20 protein-coding genes are annotated in these 19,998 nt (G+C 69.9%); 7 read left to right on the forward strand and 13 right to left on the reverse strand.

The window, feature by feature from the left end; all coding sequences use genetic code 11:
* Nucleotides 1-8: 8 nt before the first annotated feature.
* The 3 genes from tilS to dacB form a co-directional block, all read right to left on the reverse strand.
* On the reverse strand, nt 9-1,001 hold the full coding sequence (tilS, locus tag AB0L53_RS28115) for a tRNA lysidine(34) synthetase TilS (RefSeq protein WP_358533586.1): 993 nt from the start codon (nt 999-1,001) through the stop codon (nt 9-11).
* Between the two features lie 6 nt (nt 1,002-1,007).
* Complete coding sequence (locus AB0L53_RS28120; protein WP_363999694.1) at nt 1,008-2,084, reverse strand: zinc-dependent metalloprotease; 1,077 nt, start codon at nt 2,082-2,084, stop codon at nt 1,008-1,010.
* Between the two features lie 282 nt (nt 2,085-2,366).
* Nucleotides 2,367-3,788: a D-alanyl-D-alanine carboxypeptidase/D-alanyl-D-alanine-endopeptidase gene (gene dacB / locus AB0L53_RS28125; protein ID WP_363999697.1), complete on the reverse strand. Its 1,422-nt coding sequence runs from the start codon at nt 3,786-3,788 to the stop codon at nt 2,367-2,369.
* A 72-nt stretch (nt 3,789-3,860) separates the two neighbouring features.
* Between dacB and AB0L53_RS28130 the strand changes: the two genes are divergently transcribed.
* A complete protein-coding gene (locus AB0L53_RS28130; RefSeq protein WP_225293326.1) occupies nt 3,861-4,352 on the forward strand; it encodes an inorganic diphosphatase in 492 nt (163 codons plus the stop codon).
* Nucleotides 4,353-4,357: 5 nt separating this feature from the next.
* Here the strand turns inward: AB0L53_RS28130 and AB0L53_RS28135 are convergent, their stop codons facing one another.
* The 5 genes from AB0L53_RS28135 to AB0L53_RS28155 form a co-directional block, all read right to left on the reverse strand.
* Entirely contained in the window at nt 4,358-5,479 is a 1,122-nt protein-coding gene (locus AB0L53_RS28135) for an NlpC/P60 family protein (protein ID WP_363999700.1), read from the reverse strand.
* Nucleotides 5,480-5,536: 57 nt separating this feature from the next.
* On the reverse strand, nt 5,537-6,205 hold the full coding sequence (locus AB0L53_RS28140; protein ID WP_357938768.1) for a hypothetical protein: 669 nt from the start codon (nt 6,203-6,205) through the stop codon (nt 5,537-5,539).
* Between the two features lie 9 nt (nt 6,206-6,214).
* Nucleotides 6,215-7,663, reverse strand: a complete 1,449-nt coding sequence (locus AB0L53_RS28145) for a sigma-70 family RNA polymerase sigma factor (protein ID WP_363999703.1) — start codon at nt 7,661-7,663, stop codon at nt 6,215-6,217.
* Between the two features lie 169 nt (nt 7,664-7,832).
* Nucleotides 7,833-8,633 (reverse strand): hypothetical protein, encoded by an 801-nt coding sequence (locus tag AB0L53_RS28150; protein WP_363999706.1) that lies wholly within the window; start codon nt 8,631-8,633, stop codon nt 7,833-7,835.
* 85 nt (nt 8,634-8,718) lie between these two features.
* Nucleotides 8,719-10,329 (reverse strand): ATP-binding cassette domain-containing protein, encoded by a 1,611-nt coding sequence (locus AB0L53_RS28155; protein ID WP_363999709.1) that lies wholly within the window; start codon nt 10,327-10,329, stop codon nt 8,719-8,721.
* Between the two features lie 175 nt (nt 10,330-10,504).
* On the opposite strand from AB0L53_RS28155, the gene AB0L53_RS28160 reads away from it, so the two are divergent.
* Nucleotides 10,505-11,098 (forward strand): hypothetical protein, encoded by a 594-nt coding sequence (locus AB0L53_RS28160; RefSeq protein WP_363999712.1) that lies wholly within the window; start codon nt 10,505-10,507, stop codon nt 11,096-11,098.
* 116 nt (nt 11,099-11,214) lie between these two features.
* The gene (locus tag AB0L53_RS28165) at nt 11,215-11,676 is read left to right on the forward strand and encodes a hypothetical protein (RefSeq protein ID WP_363999715.1); all 462 of its coding nucleotides are present in this window, start codon (nt 11,215-11,217) and stop codon (nt 11,674-11,676) included.
* Nucleotides 11,677-12,038: 362 nt separating this feature from the next.
* On the opposite strand, the gene AB0L53_RS28170 is transcribed toward AB0L53_RS28165, so the two are convergent.
* On the reverse strand, nt 12,039-13,565 hold the full coding sequence (locus AB0L53_RS28170) for a serine/threonine-protein kinase (RefSeq protein ID WP_363999718.1): 1,527 nt from the start codon (nt 13,563-13,565) through the stop codon (nt 12,039-12,041).
* A 174-nt stretch (nt 13,566-13,739) separates the two neighbouring features.
* On the opposite strand from AB0L53_RS28170, the gene AB0L53_RS28175 reads away from it, so the two are divergent.
* The 3 genes from AB0L53_RS28175 to AB0L53_RS28185 are packed head-to-tail and all read left to right on the forward strand — an operon-like array spanning nt 13,740 to nt 16,692.
* Nucleotides 13,740-14,909 (forward strand): DUF4185 domain-containing protein, encoded by a 1,170-nt coding sequence (locus tag AB0L53_RS28175; RefSeq protein WP_363999721.1) that lies wholly within the window; start codon nt 13,740-13,742, stop codon nt 14,907-14,909.
* A complete protein-coding gene (locus tag AB0L53_RS28180) occupies nt 14,906-15,919 on the forward strand; it encodes a DUF4432 family protein (protein ID WP_363999724.1) in 1,014 nt (337 codons plus the stop codon). The genes AB0L53_RS28175 and AB0L53_RS28180 overlap by 4 nt, the downstream gene beginning before the upstream one ends.
* Nucleotides 15,916-16,692 carry an SDR family oxidoreductase gene (locus AB0L53_RS28185; protein ID WP_363999727.1) on the forward strand — a complete coding sequence of 259 codons (777 nt, stop codon included), beginning with the start codon at nt 15,916-15,918 and terminating at the stop codon, nt 16,690-16,692. The genes AB0L53_RS28180 and AB0L53_RS28185 overlap by 4 nt, the downstream gene beginning before the upstream one ends.
* Here AB0L53_RS28185 and AB0L53_RS28190 read toward each other — a convergent pair.
* Genes AB0L53_RS28190 through AB0L53_RS28205 form a run of 4 tightly spaced genes read right to left on the reverse strand, consistent with a single transcriptional unit; the run spans nt 16,689 to nt 19,281 of the window.
* The gene (locus AB0L53_RS28190; RefSeq protein ID WP_363999730.1) at nt 16,689-17,072 is read right to left on the reverse strand and encodes a DUF6069 family protein; all 384 of its coding nucleotides are present in this window, start codon (nt 17,070-17,072) and stop codon (nt 16,689-16,691) included. The genes AB0L53_RS28185 and AB0L53_RS28190 overlap by 4 nt on opposite strands.
* 23 nt (nt 17,073-17,095) lie before the next feature.
* Entirely contained in the window at nt 17,096-17,770 is a 675-nt protein-coding gene (locus AB0L53_RS28195) for a VC0807 family protein (protein ID WP_363999733.1), read from the reverse strand.
* On the reverse strand, nt 17,767-18,378 hold the full coding sequence (locus tag AB0L53_RS28200; protein WP_358533625.1) for a TetR/AcrR family transcriptional regulator: 612 nt from the start codon (nt 18,376-18,378) through the stop codon (nt 17,767-17,769). The genes AB0L53_RS28195 and AB0L53_RS28200 overlap by 4 nt, the downstream gene beginning before the upstream one ends.
* Nucleotides 18,379-18,417: 39 nt before the next feature.
* Nucleotides 18,418-19,281 (reverse strand): oxidoreductase, encoded by an 864-nt coding sequence (locus tag AB0L53_RS28205; RefSeq protein ID WP_363999736.1) that lies wholly within the window; start codon nt 19,279-19,281, stop codon nt 18,418-18,420.
* A gap of 110 nt (nt 19,282-19,391) precedes the next feature.
* Between AB0L53_RS28205 and AB0L53_RS28210 the strand changes: the two genes are divergently transcribed.
* Nucleotides 19,392-19,997: a TetR family transcriptional regulator gene (locus tag AB0L53_RS28210; RefSeq protein WP_363999739.1), complete on the forward strand. Its 606-nt coding sequence runs from the start codon at nt 19,392-19,394 to the stop codon at nt 19,995-19,997.
* Nucleotide 19,998 lies beyond the last annotated feature (1 nt).

Raw genomic sequence — 19,998 nt, forward strand, 5'->3', positions numbered from 1 at the left:
GTGGTTCCTTACGGGATGGGACTGATGGCGAGTATCAGGGTGTCATACCGCCGCACAGCGGCCAGACCCCCGGGTAGATCCACGGCCTTCTGCCCGCGCCACGCCGTGATGAGCCGGTCGACGGCGCGCACGTGGGTCGCGGAGAGGGCTCCGGACGGCGTTCCCGCCGCGATGGCCGCCCGCCGGAGGACCCGCCGCCTGACGGCGTCTGGGAGGCGTTCCAGCTCGGGTACGGACAGCGTCACCGAACCGGTGATATCGCTTAGAGCGCAATTCTGATAGGCCGTGTCGGCCCATTCGTCAAGGGCGTCGGCGTCGTCCCGGGCAAGATCGGCGGTCCTGGCGAGCGCGTCGGCCACGCCGGGCCCCAGCTCCGACTCCAGCAGCGGGAGCACCCTGGTCCGTACCCGTACGCGGGTGTAGCGGGGATCCTCGTTGTGCGGATCGTCCCAAGGGCTGAGGCCGAGCGCCGCGCAAGCGGCGACGGTGGTGGCACGGGAGAGGGACAGCAGCGGCCTGCGGTAGCGGCCGGTCACCGGGGCCATGCCGGACAGCGATCTGAGCCCGCTCCCCCTGGCCAGGCCGAGCAGCACCGTCTCAGCCTGGTCGTCCCTGGTGTGGCCGAGCAGCACGGTCGCGGCCTGCAGCCGGTCGGCCGCCTCGGCGAGCGCGGCGTAGCGGGCGTCTCTGGCCGCCGCCTCCGGGCCGCCGGATGTGCCGACGTCGACGGTGAGGATCTCCGCCTGGTCGAGGCCCAGGGCCGGAGCCAGCGCGGCCACCGTCTCGGCGCGGGCGGCGGAACCCTCCTGGAGCTGGTGGTCCACCGTCAGCAGCCCGGCCTTCAGGCCCGCGCGCGGCGCGACGAAGCCGAGCGCGGCGGCGAGTGCGAGGGAGTCGGCTCCCCCGCTGCACGCCGCCAGCACGAGCGCGCCGTCACCGACGTCGGCCAGCGCCTCACGGACGGCCCTTCGGACGTCCGCGACGGCCGGGTGCGGGCCCATGACGAGTCAGGCGGGCAGGGCGTTGCTGCCGATGACGCGGCGTACCCAGGCGCTGGGGTCGGTGATCTCGGGTGTCGTCGGCAGGGTCTCGGGCGAGGTCCAGACGCGGTTGAAGCCGTCCATGCCGACCTGGTCCACCACCGCGCGGACGAAGGCCGAGCCCTCGGCGTACTGCTTCATCTTGACCTCGATGCCCAGCAGCCGCCGGACCGTGCGGTCGAGGCGCGAGCCGCCCTCGCGGCGGTGGGCGAACTTGGCGCGGATGTCGGCCACCGACGGCACCACCGAGGGGCCGACGGCGTCCATGACGTAGTCGCCGTGCCCTTCGACCAGCGTCATCACGGCCGTGAGCCGGTCGAGGATCTCCTTCTGGCCGGGCGACTGGATGGCGTCGATGAGGTTGCCCTCGCCGCCGCGCACCACGTCGGCCACCGTGTCGGCGGCGGTGCGCAGCCGCTCCAGCAGCGTGCCCAGATCGAGGTCGGAGGCCAGCAGGAACTCGGTCATCTGCGAACGGATGTATTCGCGCAGCCACGGCACCCCGGTGAACTGCACGCGGTGGGTCTCCTCATGCAGGCACACCCAGAGGCGGAAGTCATGCGGGTCGACGTTCATCTCGCGCTCGGCGTGCACGATGTTGGGCGCGACGAGGGTCAGACGCCCCGCCGGCTCGTGGCCCGTCGGGTCCGGCGGCAGGAACAGCTCATATTGGCCGAGCACCCGCGAGGCGAGGAAGGCGAGCACCGCGCCCACCTCGACGCCAGTGATGCGGGAGCCCACGGCCGTGACGATCGCCGGCGGCGGGTTGGCTCCGGCGGCGACCCGCTCCGTGAGCGGTTCGAGCACCACGCGGAAGCCCTCGACGTTGGCCTTGATCCAGCCGGGACGGTCGACGATGGTCGCCGCCTGTGGCGCGGTCTCAGTGTGAATCTTGGTGAACTCGCGTACGTGCCCCTCGGCCTCACGCGACAGCGCTCGGAGCTCGGTGACGGCCTGCCTGGCCTCCTCCCGGCTCACCTGAGGACCGGGGCGCACCAGGCGCGTGCCGGTCGTGACGGCCAGATCCCAGTCGATCACCTGCATACCGTCCACCGTACGTGGTTCTTGTCTGGCCCGCGAAGAAGCGCCGGTGTCTGGAGTGAGGAGGGAGGGAGCGAAGCGACTGACCGACGATCGGAAGACACCGGCTCCCAGCGACTGAGCCGCGATCCGCAGGATCGCCATCAACACAGCGAAGAAGCGCCGGTGTCTGGAGTGAGGAGGGAGCGAAGCGACTGACCGACGATCGGAAGACACCGGCTCCCAGCGACTGAGCCGCGATCCGCAGGATCGCCATAACACCGAAGACCCGCAATCAACACAGCGTTAGGAACGCGCGACGATGGCGGCGAGTCGGTCCAGCACCGGCTCGGCGGTGCTCGGGACGCGGTCGGCCAGGAAGGCGAAAGTGACCAGGCGCCCTTCCTTGGTGGTGGCCATGCCAGCGAGGGTGTTGACGTTGTTGAGGGTGCCGGTCTTGGCACGTACGAGGCCGACCTGGCCCTTGCTGTCGCCGCCGGTGAAGCGTCTGCCGTTGCCCAGGGTGCCGGAGAACCCGGCGATCGGCATGCCGGAGGCGATCGGATGCAGGTCGGGGTGGGACGCGGCGGAGGCGACCGCGATGACCCGGGCCATCGCGTCGGCGCTGATGCGGTTGCGCGCGGACAGGCCGCTGCCGTCGAAGACCTGTACGCCCTTGGCCGCGCCGAGCCGTTGCAGCACCCCGACCACGGCCTTGGCCACGCCTTCGAAGGACGCCGGCTGCCCTTCCTTGATGGCGACGTGCCTGGCCAGCGCCTCGGCCAGGTCGTTGTCGCTGAGCGTCAGCGTGTGCTCGACCAGCGCGTAGAGCGGCGCCGAGTCGACCCGGCCGAGCTCGGCGGCCCCGGCGGGCGCCTTGCCCGGTCGTACGGACTTGGCGACGCCCACGCCGTACTTGGTCAGGAGCCGGGCGAACGCGGCGGCGGCGTACTGCGGCGGGTTGGACACGCGCGGCTGCCTCGCGGAGGGGTCGCGCCGCCCCTCGTCGATGGCCAGCGCGTAGACCGGCGCCACCTCGCCGTCGGGCACGTAGCCCGGCTTCCACCCGGGCGCCAGCGTGGAACCGGTGAACAGGGAGGCGTCGTAGGAGAGCGTGACCTTGGTGACGCCCTTGGCCTTGAGCGCGGCGGCGGTGCGTGAGGCGAGCGTGGCGAGCGACGCCTGCTTGGGATAGGTCAGGGACTTGGCCGACGGCCCGGCGAGCGTCGGATCCCCGCCGCCCACCAGCACGATCGAGTTGGCCGACTGGCCCTGCGTCACCCGGGTGGACAGACGGGTGTCGGGGCCGAGCGCGGCCAGCGCGGCCGTGCAGGTGACCAACTTTGTGGTGGAGGCGGGAGTGATGCCGATGTCGGGGTTGGCGGCGAATACCTGCTCGCCGGTGGCGGCGTCGAGGACCACCGCGCCCACCCGAGCGCCCAGCGCTTCGTCACCCAGGGCGCGGGTGAGCTGCTGGGTCAAAGTACGCTTAGTAGTGAGAGGTCCGTCTCCGGCCCTCACCTGGAGTTGGGCCAGCACCGGCCCCGCGGTGACCACGGAGACGGGGGGAGACCCTTGAGGAGACGGTGTCGGCTCGGTCGGTGACGATCCCCTCGTCAGCGCGCCCAGGCTGAAGTCATTGGTCATCGCATAGAGGCCGATGACGATGGTCAGCACCTGGAGCATGGCGAGAGTGGTCAGCATCACCCACCGCTCGTGCCGCGCCACGTCGCCTGACCTCTCTCCTGGTGTTCGCCTACGAGACATTAACGCCCACTCGGCGTGAGCGGAGGAACCGCGGTGGAGTTCGACGTTGTCGTTGAGATTCCCAAGGGACAACGGAACAAGTATGAAGTGGACCACGAAACCGGTCGCATCAGGCTTGACCGGCTGCTGTTCACCTCTACGCAGTACCCCGCCGACTACGGCTTCATCGAGCACACCCTCGGCGAGGACGGCGACCCGCTCGACGCGCTGGTGCTGCTCCAGGAGCCGACCTTCCCGGGCTGTTACATCAGCTGCCGCGCGGTGGGGATGTTCCGGATGACGGACGAGAAGGGCGGCGACGACAAGGTCCTGTGCGTCCCGGCCACCGACCCGCGGATGGAGCACATTCGCGACATTCATCACGTGCCGGAGTTCGACCGGCTGGAGATCCAGCACTTCTTCGAGGTCTACAAGGACCTGGAGCCCGGCAAGTCCGTCGAGGGCGCCAACTGGGTGGGCCGGATGGAGGCCGAGGTCGAGATCAAGCGCTCCTTCCAGCGCGCCAAAGACGAAGGCCATAGCTGAGTAGGTCACTGAGGCCGGGTGGCACCCACCAGGTCTCCTCGCCACATGGAGGCGACCCGCACCACGTCGCCGGTCTGTGGCGCGTGCACCATCAGCCCGTTGCCCACGTACATGCCGACGTGGTGGATCGTGCTCGGGTCGCTGGTGACGTAGCCGAAGAACAGCAGGTCGCCGCGGCGCAACTGGTCGAGCGGCACGTGCGGACCCGAGGTCCACTGCGTGCCGGTCCAGTGGTCCATGCCGACGCCTGCCTGCTCCCAGGCTCGCATGGTCAGGCCCGAGCAGTCGAAGCTGTCCGGGCCGTCGGCCGCCCACACGTACGGCTTGCCGAGCTGGGTCAGCGCCCAGTTGGCCGCGACGTCGCCCATGAGCGAACCGGACGCGAGCAGCCCGTGGCTGAGGCGCGCCTGCGCCAGCGCCGCCTCCCGCTGCCTGGCCAGCAGGTTCGCGTGGGTGCGCGCGGCGTCGACCCGCCGCTGCCACGCGACGCGCTCGGCCTCCAGCCCTCTGGTCTCACGCTTCTGCGCGGCGACGGCCGCCTCCGCGGCGACCTTCGCCTGCCTGGCGCGCTCGGACACGGCCTCGTGCTCGCTGTACGCGTCGGCCGCCGCGCTCCGCAGGATGGCGGAGACCTCCTGGGCGTCGCGCATCCGGTCGAGCACCGCGCCCTGCTCGCCGCTGAGCTGCTCCAGGACGCTCGCCCGGTGCAGGAAGCCGTCGGTGTCGCCAATGTCGGTCATCATGCCGAGCATCGGCGTGATCATGTCGAGCCCGCTGTAGCCCTGCGCCGCCAGCAGCGCGACGGGCGCGCGGGCCTTCTCCACCTCGGCGTCGGCCAGCGCCAGCCGGGCCTGCGCCTGGTCGCGGGCCCGCCTGGCGCGTTCGAGGTGGACGAGCTCCCCGTTGTACGCCTCCACCAGCCGCTCCGCCCCGGCCGCCAGGTCGTCGAGCCGTGACTGAGCCTCGGCGAGCCGCGCGCTCGCGGTGCCCAGTTGCCGCGTACGATCCCGTACGGCGTGGCGGGCCTGCATCACCTTCCGACGGGACGGCCCGGGAGCCGCGTCGGCCGGCGGGCACAGGGTGACGACCAGGCAGACTGCCATGAGTCCGGCTCTGATGGCGTGCATAGTGCACACAGTTCCCGCCTGTCACTCTGTGTAATCCTGGTCACTTTCGTAACATCGTCAACGCAGGCGGAACAGGCGCTCTATCCACGGCCGCACACCCACCGGGATCGGGCTCGTACCCCGGGGATAGGTGAAGACCGGCGTCTGCGTCCCGTAGGCGGCGTGCAGCTCGGCCGCCCGGCACCAGTCGGCGCCCGCCCGAGCCGCGGCCCAGGCGGCCGCGATGGCCGGGCGGGACTCCGGATGGCGGTCGAAGGTCTGGTAAAGGGTCATCGTGGCGGCGGCGGCCACCGACCCGTCGCCAGGGTAGGCGGTGCCCGCCAGGTAGGGGGCGGCGACCCGGCCGCCGTGGCAGGTGCCGAGCGCCCAGGTCCAGTTGGCGAGTACGAGGCCGAGCACGGGCTCCGGCACCGCGGCGGCGGCCGCGTACAGGCGCTCCTGGCGCTGACCGGTCAGGCGGCGCGAGGACCAGAGCCAGCCGAGCTCGGCGGGCGGGCCGCCGGGCGGCTCGCTCCCGGAGAGCCAGGACAGGACGGCGAGGCCGCGGGCGGTGCGCAGGCGGCACAGTTCGAGGACGTCCCGGAGCATGCGGGGGCCCTGATCGAGCCAGGTGGGCCAGGCGACGTGATGGCTCCTGGCCATCAGCTCGGCCCGCTCCTCGCTGACCGGCAGAGGACAGACCCGGCAGCCCAGTTGAGGGTCCTCGCGCAGTTGGTACGCCTCCATGCAGAGGCCTCAGCCGGCCGGGACGGTGGCGGGCGGCGTCGCGGTCGGCGTCTGTGCCGGCGTCTGGCCGGGTGTCTGGGCCGGCGTCTGGGCCGGTGTGACGATCGGCGGGGCGACCGGTGTCTGGGTCGGTGTCGCGGCGGGCGTCGGGAGGTCGTTGGGGCGGGGTGTGCGGGAATGCTTGTGCGGATGTCTGCCGGGCTGCTTGTCCGGCTCCCTGCCCGGGTGCGCGCCCGGCTCCCCGGGCTCGGCGGACTGGTGGTCGGGGGTGGGGGTGACCTGGTCGGGCTGGGGCTCGGGCGTCTCGGGGGCCCTGGACGGGGCGGAGCTCGCCGGGTCGCCGATGGTGGGCACGGTGCCCGTCGACGGCGTCGCCGTCGGGGGCAGGGCGCCCAGCGGGACGGTCGCCGTGCTGTCCAGGATGGGCTCGACGCTGATCCGCGGGTCCTGGGGCTCGGGCTGCCAGGGCAGCCTGATGCCGGGCGGCTCGCCCGGCGCGGGGAAGGCGGCGGACGCGATGCCCGGCACTCCACCCTCGATCCGGCCGAACTGCTGGAAGATCATCATTATCGCCACCACGGTCGCGGCCGCCGCCATCGCGCCAGCCAGCGCCTGAGGCCACCTCCGAGCGTTCTTGCGCGGGGCAACGGGAAACCCGGCGGCGTCGAGCGCCCCCGAGCGCCGGGCCACGTAGCGGCGGTAGGGCTGGAGCTCGGGGTCGGCGAAACAGCTCATCACCCTGACCGCGAGCGACTCCGGCAGCGGGATCCGGGGCAGCAGCTCGAAGACCTTGGCCGCCGACACCTGGCGCGTGCGGTGGGGAGAGCAGGTCAGACAGCCCGCGAGGTGCCCGACCAGCCGCGCGCGCGTCTCGGGCGTCAGCCTGCCCGAGAAGCCCGTGAGGATGCCGGCCCGTGCCGCGCAGTCGTAGGGGCTCTTCCTGGCCAGGAGCTCCGCCGTGATCGCGTCACGCAGTCGTTCGCGCGCCTCCTCCTGGGCCGCCTCGACGTGGCGCGCCGCGACCCCCAGCACCGCGGCGAGCTCCGGGGTGGGCAGCTCGTGCCTGGCCGACAGCTCCAGCACCTCACGGTCGTCGTGGGACAGGCTCTGGATCGCGTTCCAGGCCACGACGCGCAGGTCGGCGTCGGCCGGATTGTCCGGGGGCGGAGCCTGCGCCAGGGCCTCGTCGGCGTTCGGCGGCTCGGCCATCCGCCGTCGCAGGCATTCGGCGCGGGCCAGGGCGTACAGCCATGGGCGCAGGCGGCCGGGATCGGCCAGGGAGCCGGCGTGGGCCTCCGCCGCGATCATCGTGTCGCGGAGCGCCACCTGGGCGCCGTCGGAGCTGAGGAGAAGGGACCAGCAGTATCTGTGGATGCCCTCGGCGTAGGCGTCGTAGAGCGCGGCGAGGGCAGCCGGGTCACGGGCGCGGAGTGACTCGACCAGGACGTGGTCATTCATATGACTGAAGGTAATGGATTAGTAACTAGTAGTTCCACTCCTTCTGTGGGAATGAAGCCCTTGCTGACGACACTCCGCGGAAGAAAGCCGGTGCGCTTGGCTGGTCCGCAGCAAATGGCGCCGCCCTGCCCGATTTATCGGCTTATTTGATTGATATTTGATGAGCAATTCACTGCTGGTGCTCGGTCATGGCCTGACTGCCGCGGTCTATCGCGAACGGCTCGGTGGTCGGCTTGATCGTGTGCAGCGGCACCGCGCCGCCCAGCGCCAGGTCCTCGAAGGGCCGTCCGGTCGAACCCCAGGTCCGGGCCGTTACATCGGTCTTGGCCACCACGCTGTCGGCGGGCAGGCCGCTCACGGTCAGGATGAAGCGCGGTGGGCTGCCCGCCTTCACGTCGTCGACGAACGTACTGCCGCCGCCGAGCAGTTTGCCCGCCTTGTCGCGCAGCAACACGTTCACCACCAGGCTACTTGCGGGCAGCTGATAGGGATTGTCGACATAGCCGGTAATAAGATAAGAACGGTCCTTTTGCCGGAGCGTCTGCACCCGCGAAACGGGAAACTCCTTGAACGCCGACGCGATGCGAGCGGCCGGCCGCCACTGGGCGGGGCGATAGTCGATGGTCACCTTGGCCGGCTTCTGGGGCGCGTTGACCTGGCCGGTGAAGGCCAGCGAGCCGCCCGGCGGCACGGCGTCGAGCGACTGGTCCATCCGGACCACCTCGGTGCCGGCGGCGTCACGCCCGACGATCGTCGCCACGACGTGCTCGCCGAAGTGCCACGGGTTGGCGTTGGTGAGGATTCCTGCCCAGTTCACGGCGTAGCCGTCGGACGACTTGACGACGTTCGACACCTGCTCCTTGAGGACGAGGGGCTTGAGCTGCTGTTTGGACGGTTCCTCGCTGGAGCACCCGGCTAGGCAGATCGCCCCGAGTGCGAGGAGGCTGACGGTTCGGCTACGCGGGATCACTTTGCCGTGATAGCCGGTCTATGGGCACGGCAGGGGCGGGACACGCGCCTGCCGTACCAACTCTTTATGGAGCTCTTTAACGCGTTCAGCGGGGACGGACGACCCTGGCCTCATCCCAGACCGGTTCGGAAGCCTCGTAAACGGTGCCATCCGCGCCGAACACCAGGAAGCGATCGAAATCCGCCGCGAACCAGCGGTCGTGCGTGACCGCCACCACCGTGCCCGCGAACGCGTCCAGACCCGCTTGGAGCGCTTCGGCGCTGGCCAGGTCGAGGTTGTCGGTCGGCTCGTCGAGCAGCAGCAGCGTCGCGCCGGACAGCTCCAGCAGCAGGATCTGCAGCCGCGCCTGCTGACCGCCCGAGAGCGTGTCGAACCGCTGCTCCGCGATCTGCCCGGCCAGTTCGTAGCGGGCCAGGACCTTCATCGCCTCGTTCTTCAGCCTGGCGTGCTCGGTCATGACGATCTCCACCGGCGAGCGACCCAGCAGGTCGGGCCGGGCGTGCGTCTGGGCGAAGTGACCCGGGACCACGCGGGCGCCGAGTCTGGCGACGCCGGAGTGGCCGATCTGCTCGCCCGCGAGCAGCCGCAGGAAGTGGGATTTGCCCGAGCCGTTGGAGCCGAGCACGGCGATGCGCTCGGCGTACCAGACCTCCAGGTCGAACGGCCGCATCAGGCCGGTCAGCTCCAGCCCCTCGCAGATGACCGCGCGCTTGCCCGTGCGACCGCCTTTGAGGCGCATTTTGATGTTCTGGTCGGCGGGGGCCTCCTCGGGCGGCCCCGCCTCCTCGAACCTGCGCAGCCGTGTCTGAGCCGCATGGTAGGCGGGGGCCATGCCGTCGTTGTACCTGGCCTTGTTCTTCAGCATGATGACCAGGGCCTTGAGCTTGGCGTGCTCCTCGTCCCAGCGCCTGCGCAGCTCGTCGAGGCGCTCGTTGCGGGCCTTACGGGCCTCCGCGTACGTGGCGAACCCACCACCATGGATCCAGATATTTCCGGACTCGACGGTGACGATCCGGTCGGCCGCGTTGGCCAGCAGCTGCCGGTCGTGGCTGACCAGCAGGACCGTCTTGGGAGTCTCCCTGAGCGCCTGCTCCAGCCATTCCTTGCCCGGCACGTCGAGGTAGTTGTCGGGCTCGTCGAGCAGCAGCGTCTGGTCCGGTCCACGAAGCAGCGCTTCGAGCACGAGCCGCTTCTGCTCGCCGCCGGACAACGTCGCCACATCCCGATATTTCACGTTGTCGTACGGCACGCCGAGCGCGGCCACCGTACACGTGTCCCAGAGCACCTCGATGTCGTAGCCACCGGCGTCGGTGTAGTCGGTGATGGCCTGCGCGTAGCGCATCTGCGCCTTCTCGTCGTCGCGCTCCATCATCACCAGCTCGGCCCGCTCCAGCCGCTCGGCCGCCTCCCGCACGGCCGGCGGAGCGACGCTGAGCAGCAGATCATGCACCGTGCTCCCATCACGCACGCTGCCGATGAACTGCCGCATCACCCCCAGCCCACCGGAACTGGCCACACTCCCCGCCACCGGCTGCAGGTCCCCGGCGACGAGCCGCATCAACGTGGTCTTGCCCGCCCCGTTGGGCCCGACCAGCGCGGCCTTGACGCCTTCGCCGATCCGGAAGGACACGTCGTCGAGCAACGGCCGCCCGTCGGGCAGTACGTATGTCAGATGTCCTACTTCGACGTGCGCCACGGCGATTCCCTTCGCAATTCCCCCGCGCAGGGTACCTACCGAGAACTCAGAACAGCACCTCCTTTTACTCCCCCGGCCTGGCGGCGCTTCGCACGGTTCTTCGGACGTGACGGTATGCGCCGTGTCGATCACATAGAGTGTTGGACTTGCTATAGATGCATAGTAGTATGCATCTATGAGGCCAACCTCGCCCCTGCTGTTGCCTCTCCTTCGCTCCAACGCTGTCGGTGAGCTGCTCGCCTGGTTGTACCTCCACCCGGAGAAGGAGTACTCAACCACCGATCTCGCCGCATGGACCGGAACGTCGCAGTCGACGGTGAGCCGAGAAGCGGACCGATTCGCCGCGGCCGGCCTGACCCGGGAAAGGCGGCATGGCAACCTTCGCCTGATCCGCGCCGACATGGACACGATCATCGCGAAACCCCTCACCGATCTGCTGATCGTGACCTTCGGTCCGGCCGCCGTACTGCCCCCACTGCTCCGGCCCATCTCCGGTATCGACGAGGCGTACATCTACGGCTCCTGGGCCGCTCGACACGCGAACCAGCCGGGACCACCGCCCCAAGACGTCGATGTCCTCATCGTGGGGTCAGCCGATGAGGACGAGCTCTATGACGCGGCGCGGACAGCCGAGCGGGCCCTCGGTCGCGAGGTGAACATCACCCGGATCTCATCGACGTCATGGACCGGCGACAGGCCCGAACCGTTCATGGCATCCCTGCGAGGCAAGCCCCTTCATCCCCTGATCCAGAAAGAGGACAGCCCATGAGATGGATGCGAGGCCGCCCGGCGCGGCGGCCGGGGACGGTGTTTCACGCCAGGGCGATTGGGCACCTCAGCAGGGCCGGCACGTCATATCTGAACTACTTCAGATACACTGCACCCATGGAGACGAAGAGGTTTTCGTACAGCGCTTTTCTTCGTGGCCCCTCGAAGATCCTTCCCTCGCTGGACAACTCCGACGTCATCCTTGAGCGGCGCGACGACGAGGACCTCATCTTGATGCGCGCGGAGCGTTTCGAGGCGGGAACCGCCAGCTTGCGCATCGCCGCACGTGCGCTGGCCATCGTCGCTCGCCGTAACGTCGGCCTGGCCGAGGAGGTTCTTGCCGAGGAACTTCCCTGGGTCACCTGGCTGCCCGACGCCGAGCGCAGTGAATGCGTACGTGAACTGCTGGACCACCTGATCGCGGGAGCGGACACGGGCGAACTGCTGCCCTTCGGCCGCGCGCTGGCCTCCTGGCGATCTACGGCCGTCGTCTGGAGCGATCCGCAACTCGCCCGCGAGCTCCAAGGCCCCTTCCCCGGCGATGGGCCAGAAGTCCCCCCGCCGACCAGCGAGTCATGATGGCAGGCCGCGGTGCCGATGTTCCCCGGCCTCACCCATGGCGGGTACGGTTCGCCGACTGACGCGCCGCCGAAGGTTGGGGGCATCTACTCGCCCAAGCCCGGGAGAACCTCGACCGGGCCTGGGTCGCCATCACCAGTGATCCACGACATGTGGACAGTCGCCAGCACCCCCTCAAAGGCGCTCTGGGCATCGTGAAGGTGGGCGGCGACTCGCTGGAGCAATGGCAGTACGAAGCCACATCGGGGGGCCGCGTATGGTACGCGATCGACGACGAGGGCCGCACCTTGTGGATCACCCGTGCGGGGACCGGGCACCCGAAGCAGACTGACTCACGGCGCGGCTGACCGGGGTTAGGCCGGTCAGTGCTTGTTGCCGTGGGTCTTGGCGAGCTTGGCCGCCTGCTTGGCTGCCTTCTGAGCTGCTTTCCTGGCTGCTTTCTCCGCCTTCTTCAGCGCGGCGGCGGTCTTGCTGGAGGAGGTGGCCGGGGCCGGGTTGAGGCGGGTGTCGGCTCGTTCGCGGCCGTCGGATGTGTCCGTGAGTCGCTGGCGGGACACGGCGTGGACCTGCGGGATGCTGGTCAGGTCGAATGCCAGGGCGGGTGCGACATCGGGTGCGATGTCGGCTGGTGTGCTTCGAGCTGGGCTGCTGGGAACGGTGTTCCACCAGGAGCCGGTGGCTATCACGCTGGCGATCAAGGCGGCGATCAAGGCGGTCTCGCGCCAGCGCTCGGTGATCAGCCGCCGCATCGCCTCTGACCGCCGCAGCGCCGCCGAGCGCCGCGCTGCTTCCGACTGTCGGACCACGCCTGACCGCCGGACCATGCCGGACCGCCACATCACGCCCGACTGTGGCATCGCTACCCACCCTGGCGTCGAGCCTGACAGTGACATCGTCCCTGATCGTGGCATCGTCCCTGACCGTGGCATCGCTCCCGACCAGCGCACCAGCCCTCGCGCTCTCTTCGACGAGCGCGGGCGCGGGTGCAATCTCGGGTGCGGATGGTGGGGCTCATCCGGCGCGTACGCGGCGCGGCCCGCCGAGTACGACAGCGCCGCGAGGGCCGGCTCGCTTCGGGTGGCCACTCGCCGGAGTTGGTCGTGGGCGCGGGCCACGTCGCTGCGCTGGTCGGGGTCCTTGTCCAGCAGGCCGGCGATGACCGGAGCGAGCGGGCCGGCCAGGTTGAACGGATAGGCGGTGGTGGTCAGTATCGCGGTCAGCGTGGCCGTCTCGGTGCTGCGGCCGAAGGGTGAGTGGCCCTCCACAGCCGTGTACAAGGTGGCACCCAGTGACCACAGGTCGGCCTGTGGTGTGGACGGGTCGCCGCCGGCCCGTTCGGGAGCGATGTAGGCGGGTGTGCCGACGACCATGCTCGTCCGGGCGCCCCGGGACTCGTCGTCCACGGTGGTGGCCAGGCCGAAGTCGGTCAGGACCGCGTGCCCGTCGTCGGTGAGCAGGATGTTGGCGGGCTTGATGTCGCGATGCAGCACCCCGGCGGCGTGCGCGGCGCGCAGGGCGTCCAGGAGTTCCAGGCCGATGCGGGTGACGGTGGCCACGGGCAGCGGACCCTGTTCGGCGATCACCTGGGCGAGGCTGCGGGCGGGGACGAGCTGCATGACGATCCACGGGCGCTCGTCGACCAGCACCACGTCATAGATGGCCGCAATGTGCGGATGGCTCAGCCGGGCGGCGATGCGGGCCTCCCGCATCGTCCGGCCGATCAGTTCCTCGTGCTGCGGGCCGACGATGGTGACCTCTTTGACCGCGACCTGGCGATCCAGGAGCTCGTCATGAGCCCGCCAGACCCTGCCCATGCCGCCCCGGCCCAGCTCGGACAGCAACCGGTAGCGCCCGGCCAGCAGCCATCCCTCGTAGCGCGCAAAGGACATGGGGGCGGGTTACCCGATCATCCTCACGTCATGCCCGGAAAAAGCCACAAGATGGCTACGAAACCCCGGAAACCACGCCTTCCACAACATTTGGATCATTGCCCCGTGAGGCTCTAGACACAAAGTGATCAAATGACTAGAACTGTAGGGAACCCCCCTCCCTTAGGACGTGTGATGACGCGATTCCGGTCCGCCCTCATCCCCCTCGCCATCGGATTGCTGAGCCTCGCGGCCGTGCCCCAGCAGGCGCTGGCCGCACCGCCCAAGCCGGTGCCGTCCGTCTCCGCCGCCACGACGCAGCAGGCCACCACCCGTGCGACATGCGGGCCGACGGTGCGGGGCGCGTCCGTGGACGCGAGGCTGACCAGCCTGTTCACCGCGTACGGCAACGACAACAGCCGCCTGGACGACTGGACCGGCGCCGACGGCACCTACTCGCTGAAGCTGCCCAGCGGGAAAGAGGTGTGGGTCTTCTCCGACACCTTCCTGGGCAAGATCAACCCTGACGGCAGCCGCCCGCCGGTGGTCGAAGAGGGCGGCACGACCGTCTTCCTGAACAACTCCTTCGCCGTGGAGCGCGACGGTCGGCTCTCCACGATCCACGCCGGCACCACCGCGAAGCCGACCGCGGTAATGCCCCCGCGCGACCAGAACCACTGGTACTGGGCCGGCGACGCCACCTTGGCGGGCGGCATCGTGGAGGTGACCTACCAGGAGTACGAGCGCTACGGCACCGGCGCGTGGGACTGGCGCTGGCACCGGAACGTGGTGGCCAGGTTCGCGCAGAGCCGGCTCGACCAGCCGATCAGCGTGACCGACCTGCCGTCGTCGGCCGGCGTGTCCTGGGCCTCCGGGATCCTCAAGGACGGCGGCTACACCTACGTTTACGGGGTGGAGGATCTCGGCTCGCCCAAGTACATGCACATCGCCAGGGTGCCCGGCCAGAGCCTGCTCGGACAGTGGCAGTACCTCAAGGCCGACGGCACCTGGTCGAGCAACGAGGCCGACTCGGCCCGGATCATGAGCGGCGTGGCCAACGAGTACAGCGTCACCAAGGTGGGCAACGGCTACGTACTGATCACCCATGACACGACCGAGGTCCTGAGCTCGCACATCGTGGCCTACACCTCGTGCTCGCCGTTCGGCCCGTTCACCGGCAAGCAGGCCGTCTACACCACCCCCGAGACGAACGGGAACATCTTCACCTACAACGCCCACGCGCACCCCGACGTGGCGGGCAACGGACTCGTCGTCTCCTACAACGTCAACAGCTTCGTCAACACCGACCACTACCGGGACTCCTCGATCTACCGGCCGCGCTTCATCGATGTGACTTTCGGGTGAGTACACGGAACTGGGCGGCTCGCCTGCGGCACGTCGTGATCGACGGGCTGCGGGCGGTCGTGCTGGAGAACGAACGGCTCCGCGTGACAGTCGTGCCCGACAAGGGCGGCGATGTCATCGAATTTCTGCACAAGCCAACCGACACTGACTTCGTCTGGCTCTCGCCGCAGGGGCTGCGCGACCCGCACGACCACCTCCAGGGCGCCGCCGACGACGTCGCCCAGTTCATCGACCACTACGAGGGCGGCTGGCAGGAGATCTTCCCCAACGGCGGCGCGCCCAGCGAATACCGCGGCGCCCGGCTGGCGCAGCACGGGGAGGTCGCCGGGCTGCCGTGGCAGGCCGAGGTCGTGGCCGACTCCGAGCAGGAGGTCGCGGTACGGCTCAGCGTGCGCACCCGGCGCCTGCCGTACCGGATCGAGAAGACGTTCCGGCTGGCGGCGGGGACGGCCGCGCTGGAGATCGAGGGGCGCGCGACCAACGAGTCCGGCGTCGAGCTGCACGCCATGTGGGGGCAGCACATCGTGTACGGCCGACCGTTCCTCAAGCCGGGCGCCCGCGTACGGCTGCCGCCGGGCGTGACGGTCATCCCGCACGAGAGCGCCATCGACGCCCACGGCCGCCGGGTCAAGGCGGGCGGGCCGTGGGAGTGGCCCGTGGTGCCCGCCGACGGTGGCGGCGAGACGGATCTGAGCGTGGTGCCGGAGCCCGGGTCGCCGAGCGAGATCGTCTACCTGACCGGATTTACCGAGGGCTGGTACGAAATTTCCGGGCATGTGGGTATTCGTGTGGAGTGGGATGCGACGCTCCTGCCGTACCTGTGGATGTGGCAGGAGGTCGGTGCGACCACCGACTATCCCTGGTGGGGGCGGGCTTACACGGTCGGGCTCGAACCGTTCTCCAGCATGCCCACCAACGGGCTGGCCGAGGCGGTGGCGAACGGCACGGCGCTCACCCTGGGCCCACACGAGACGAAGGTGCTGAGGTTGCGCGCGGAGGTTTTGACGTGAGTGAGTTCGACGGGAAAGTCGCACTGGTGACGGGCGGTTCGATGGGCATCGGGCGGGCGGTGGTCGACCGGCTGGCCGACGGCGGGGCGTCCGTGGTGTTCTGCGGGGCTGACCAGGGGGCGGAGCTCGACAGCGAGCACGTGACCGGGCGGGTCGCGGACGTACGGCGAGCGGGCGACATGCGAGACCTGGTCGACCTGGCCGTGGCCAAGTACGGCGGGCTCGACATCGTGGTGACGTGCGCGGGCGTGCAGCGCTACGGCACGGTCGAGGACACGCCGGAGGACGTCTGGGACGAGGTGCTCGACATCAACCTCAAGGGCGTCTATCTGGCCTGCAAGGCCGCTATCCCCAGGCTGCGGGCGCGCGGCGGCGGCTCGATCGTGGTGATGTCGTCGGTGCAGGCGTTCGCGTCGCAGGCGCAGGTGGCCGCCTACACCGCAAGCAAGGCCGCGCTGAACGGCCTGACCAGGGCGATGGCGCTCGACCACGCGGCCGACGGCATCCGGGTGAACGTGGTCTGCCCCGGCTCGGTCGACACACCGATGCTGCGCTGGGCCGCCGACCTGTGGCGTGGCGGGCTGTCGCAGGAGGAGCAGGTGGCGGAGTGGGGCCGGGCGCACCCCCTCGGCCGGGTGGGCAGGCCGGAGGAGGTGGCTGAGCTGGTGGCGTTCCTGGCCGGGCCGCGGTCGTCGTTCATCACCGGGGCTGAGCACCGGGTGGATGGTGGGCTGCTCGCCCGGAACCCGGCCGCGCTGCCCGAGCAGGCCTAGCGCGTGCGTCGGCGCGGTAGGAGGACGATGAGGACGGCCGCGGTGACCACGTGCAGCGCGGCCAGTGATGCCTTGGCCGCACCGGTGGTGCCCATCGTGAGTGGGCCGGCCAGGGACATGATGAGGAACACGGCGGCGATCCAGGTCCAGATCGCGCGCGGCCGTTCCGTGACGCGTTCGAGCACGGCCAGGAGGCCCCAGCCGGCCAGGCCGGCGACCAGGGCGGCGACGATCACGGAGACCGCGGTCACCTCTCCGGAGGTCGAGGCCAGCTCGACGCCGGCGAGGACGTGGACGACCGCCCAGACGGCCAGGGCGGCGGCGGCCGCGCCGAGCACGGCCAGGATGCGAGGGACGGCCAGGGTGCGGGGGGCGGTCACGCGGGTCTCTCCTTGGGCGGGAATCACGCCGGGGTCTCCTTGAGCGGTAAGTAAAGCGGGGACCAGCGGTTGTACAGGCCGGTGGGGACGAGGTAGCACGCCATCACGACCTGCATCAGCACCATGAAGACGCCGTACTGCAGACCGCCCAGGCCGGGGACGACGTCGGGCGGCAAGGTGTAGGCCATGGTCACGCGGACGGCGGCGTCGGCCAGCAGGCCGATGCCCCAGATGACCGTCGCCACCCGCCAGATCCGGCGGAAGGCGGGCAGCCGCTCCCACAGGACGTCCCAGGACTCGCGGCCCGAGCCGTCTCCCCCCTTGAGGGGACCGATACGGCCTTCCAGGACGAAGCGGGTGAAGGCGAAGGCCAGCGGCTGCCGGCCTCGGACGCTGGCCAGGAACCACAGGCCCGAGATGGCGGTGATCCAGCCGTCCTTGGCCAGCAGGAAGCGGGGGTCGTGGACGAGCAGGGAGACGGCCGCGCTGCCGACCATCATGGCCGTCATGAACAGGCCGAGCCCGTCAGGCCGGCGGCGGCGCACCAGGCTGGCGACCACGCTCAGGCCGGGGAGCAGGGAGCTGATCAGCAGCGCGGAGTGATAGCTCACGTCCATCGCGCGCAGTACGTAATAGAGGCCGATGGGCAGGGCCATGTCGACGAGGACGAGCAGCAACGTCTTGGCGCGAGAGCTCACGGCGTGGCCCGGGTCGCCAGGCGGAAGAGCTCGACCAGCTCATCCGCGTACACGTCGAGGTCCGCGCCGGGGTCGCCCTCCAGCAGGAACGGCAGGCCGTCCATGGCCCGCTGGATGGCCATCGCCATCACACGGGTGTTGAACCGGCGGAACTCGCCCGACTCCTGCCCCCAGAACAGCAACCGCTCGATGTGCCCCAGCGAGGCCGGGTCCACGGCCGCCTCCTGCGCGGTGGTCCCCTTCTCCGGCCGGAAGTTCAGGAAGATCTCGGTGGCCGCGCGCATCTCACGGCGGTGGTCCCGGATGAACCCGATCAGCGAGCGGATGTAGGTGTCCAGCGCGGCGCCGGGGCTGGTCTGAGCGCTGACCCGCTCGGTCATGAACGTGGCGATTCCCTCGTAGATCGTGACAATCGCCTGGCCCATCAGGTCGTCCTTGCCATCGAAGTGGTACGAGATCAGCCGCGTACTGCTGAGCCCGGCCCGCTCCGCGATGCGGGCGAAGGACGCCTGGTGGTAGCCCAGGTCGGCGATCGTCTCGATCGTGGCCGCCACGATCTGCGCCCGGCGGGCGGAGGTCGTGACGGAGTCTTCCTTCCTTACTTGCATGAGTAATTTTTAACTCATGCGAGTAATTCTGGCAAGTCCTCAGGCGCCGATGGCGTCGAGCTCCTCGATCGCGTCGGCCGGGAGGACCAGGCTCGCCGCGGCGATGTTCTCGCGGAGGTGGGCCACGGACGAGGTCCCGGGGATGAGGACCATCGTGGGTGAGCGCCGCAGCAGCCAGGCCAGGGCGACCTGCTGCGGTGAGGCGTCCAGGCGGGCGGCCACGTTCGTGAGCGTCTCGGACTGGAGCGGGGTGAAGCCGCCCAGGGGGAAGAACGCGGCGTAGGCGATGTTCTCGGCCGCGCATCGGTCGACGAGAGCGTCGTCCTGCCGGTTGGCGAGGTTGTAGAGGTTCTGCACGGTGACGACGGGTGCGATGGCCTGCGCCTCGGTGAGCTGGGCCCCGGAGGCGGCGCTGAGACCAAGGTGGCGGATCAGGCCCTCCCGCTGCAACTCGGCCAGGGCGCCGAACGGTTCCGCGAGCGACTCCTCGCCGGCGCCTCCTTCGGCCAGGCGCAGGTTGACGACGTCAAGGGTGTCCAGGGCGAGGCGCTGGAGGTTCTCGCGGACCTGGGCCTTGAGGTCCTCGGGCTCCAGTGCGTGATTCCAGCTGCCGTCCGGGCCACGGCGAGCGCCGACCTTGGTGACGATGCGCAGGTCCGCCGGGTAGGGGTGCAGGGCCTCCTTGATGATCTCGTTGACGACGAAGGGCCCGTAGAAGTCGCTGGTGTCGATGTGGGTGATGCCCTGCTCGACGGCCTCGCGCAGCACCGCGACGGCCGCGTCGCGGTCCTTGGGCGGCCCGAAGACGCCGGGCCCGGCCAGCTGCATGGCGCCGTAGCCCATGCGGGTGATGGTGAGGTCGTCGGCGAGCGTGAGAGTCCCACCGGGAAGGCTGCCTGCCATGTCCGTACCTTTCATCTGAATTGCATCTCCAACGGTGCGGTTGCTTTTGATGCTAGCGGGGGCAAACTCCAACCGCAACGTTGCGGATGGGGTGGCGCTAGGATGTCGCCATGGCGTGGGACACCGAGGGGACGCGGCGGCGGCTCAAGGAAGCGGCGACGGTCGAGTTCGCCGAGCGCGGACCGGACGGCACGACCATGGCCCGCATCGCCGAGCGGGCCGGGATCAACAAGGAACGCCTGTACAAGTACTTCGGCGACAAGCAGGCCCTGTTCGAGACGGTGCTGACCGACGAGCTCAAGAAACTCGCCGAGACGGTGGGGCCGCCCCCGGGTGATTTCGAGAACATCGGCGAGTTCGTCGGGCGCAACTTCGACTACCACGTGGCGCATCCCCATCTCGTCCGCCTGCTGCTGTGGGAGGGCCTGGCCGGTGGCCCCGTGGCCGACGAGGCGCAGCGCGCCGCCTTCTACCAGGACAAGACGCGGGCCTACGCCGCCGCCCAGCGCGCCGGGATCCTCGACGACGACCTCGACCCCGATCATCTGGCGTTCATGGTCATCGGGCTGTCCGCGTGGTGGGTTTCGGCGCCCCAACTCGCCCGCATGCTCACCGGTGCCGACGACGAGGATGCGACAGAGCACGCCCGGCGTCGCGCCAGCGTGGTGCGCGCGGTACAACGGCTGGCCCGACCGCCAGGCGTCGACAGGCGGTAGT

Source organism: Nonomuraea sp. NPDC052129 (assembly GCF_040680095.1).
Lineage (GTDB): Bacteria > Actinomycetota > Actinomycetes > Streptosporangiales > Streptosporangiaceae > Nonomuraea.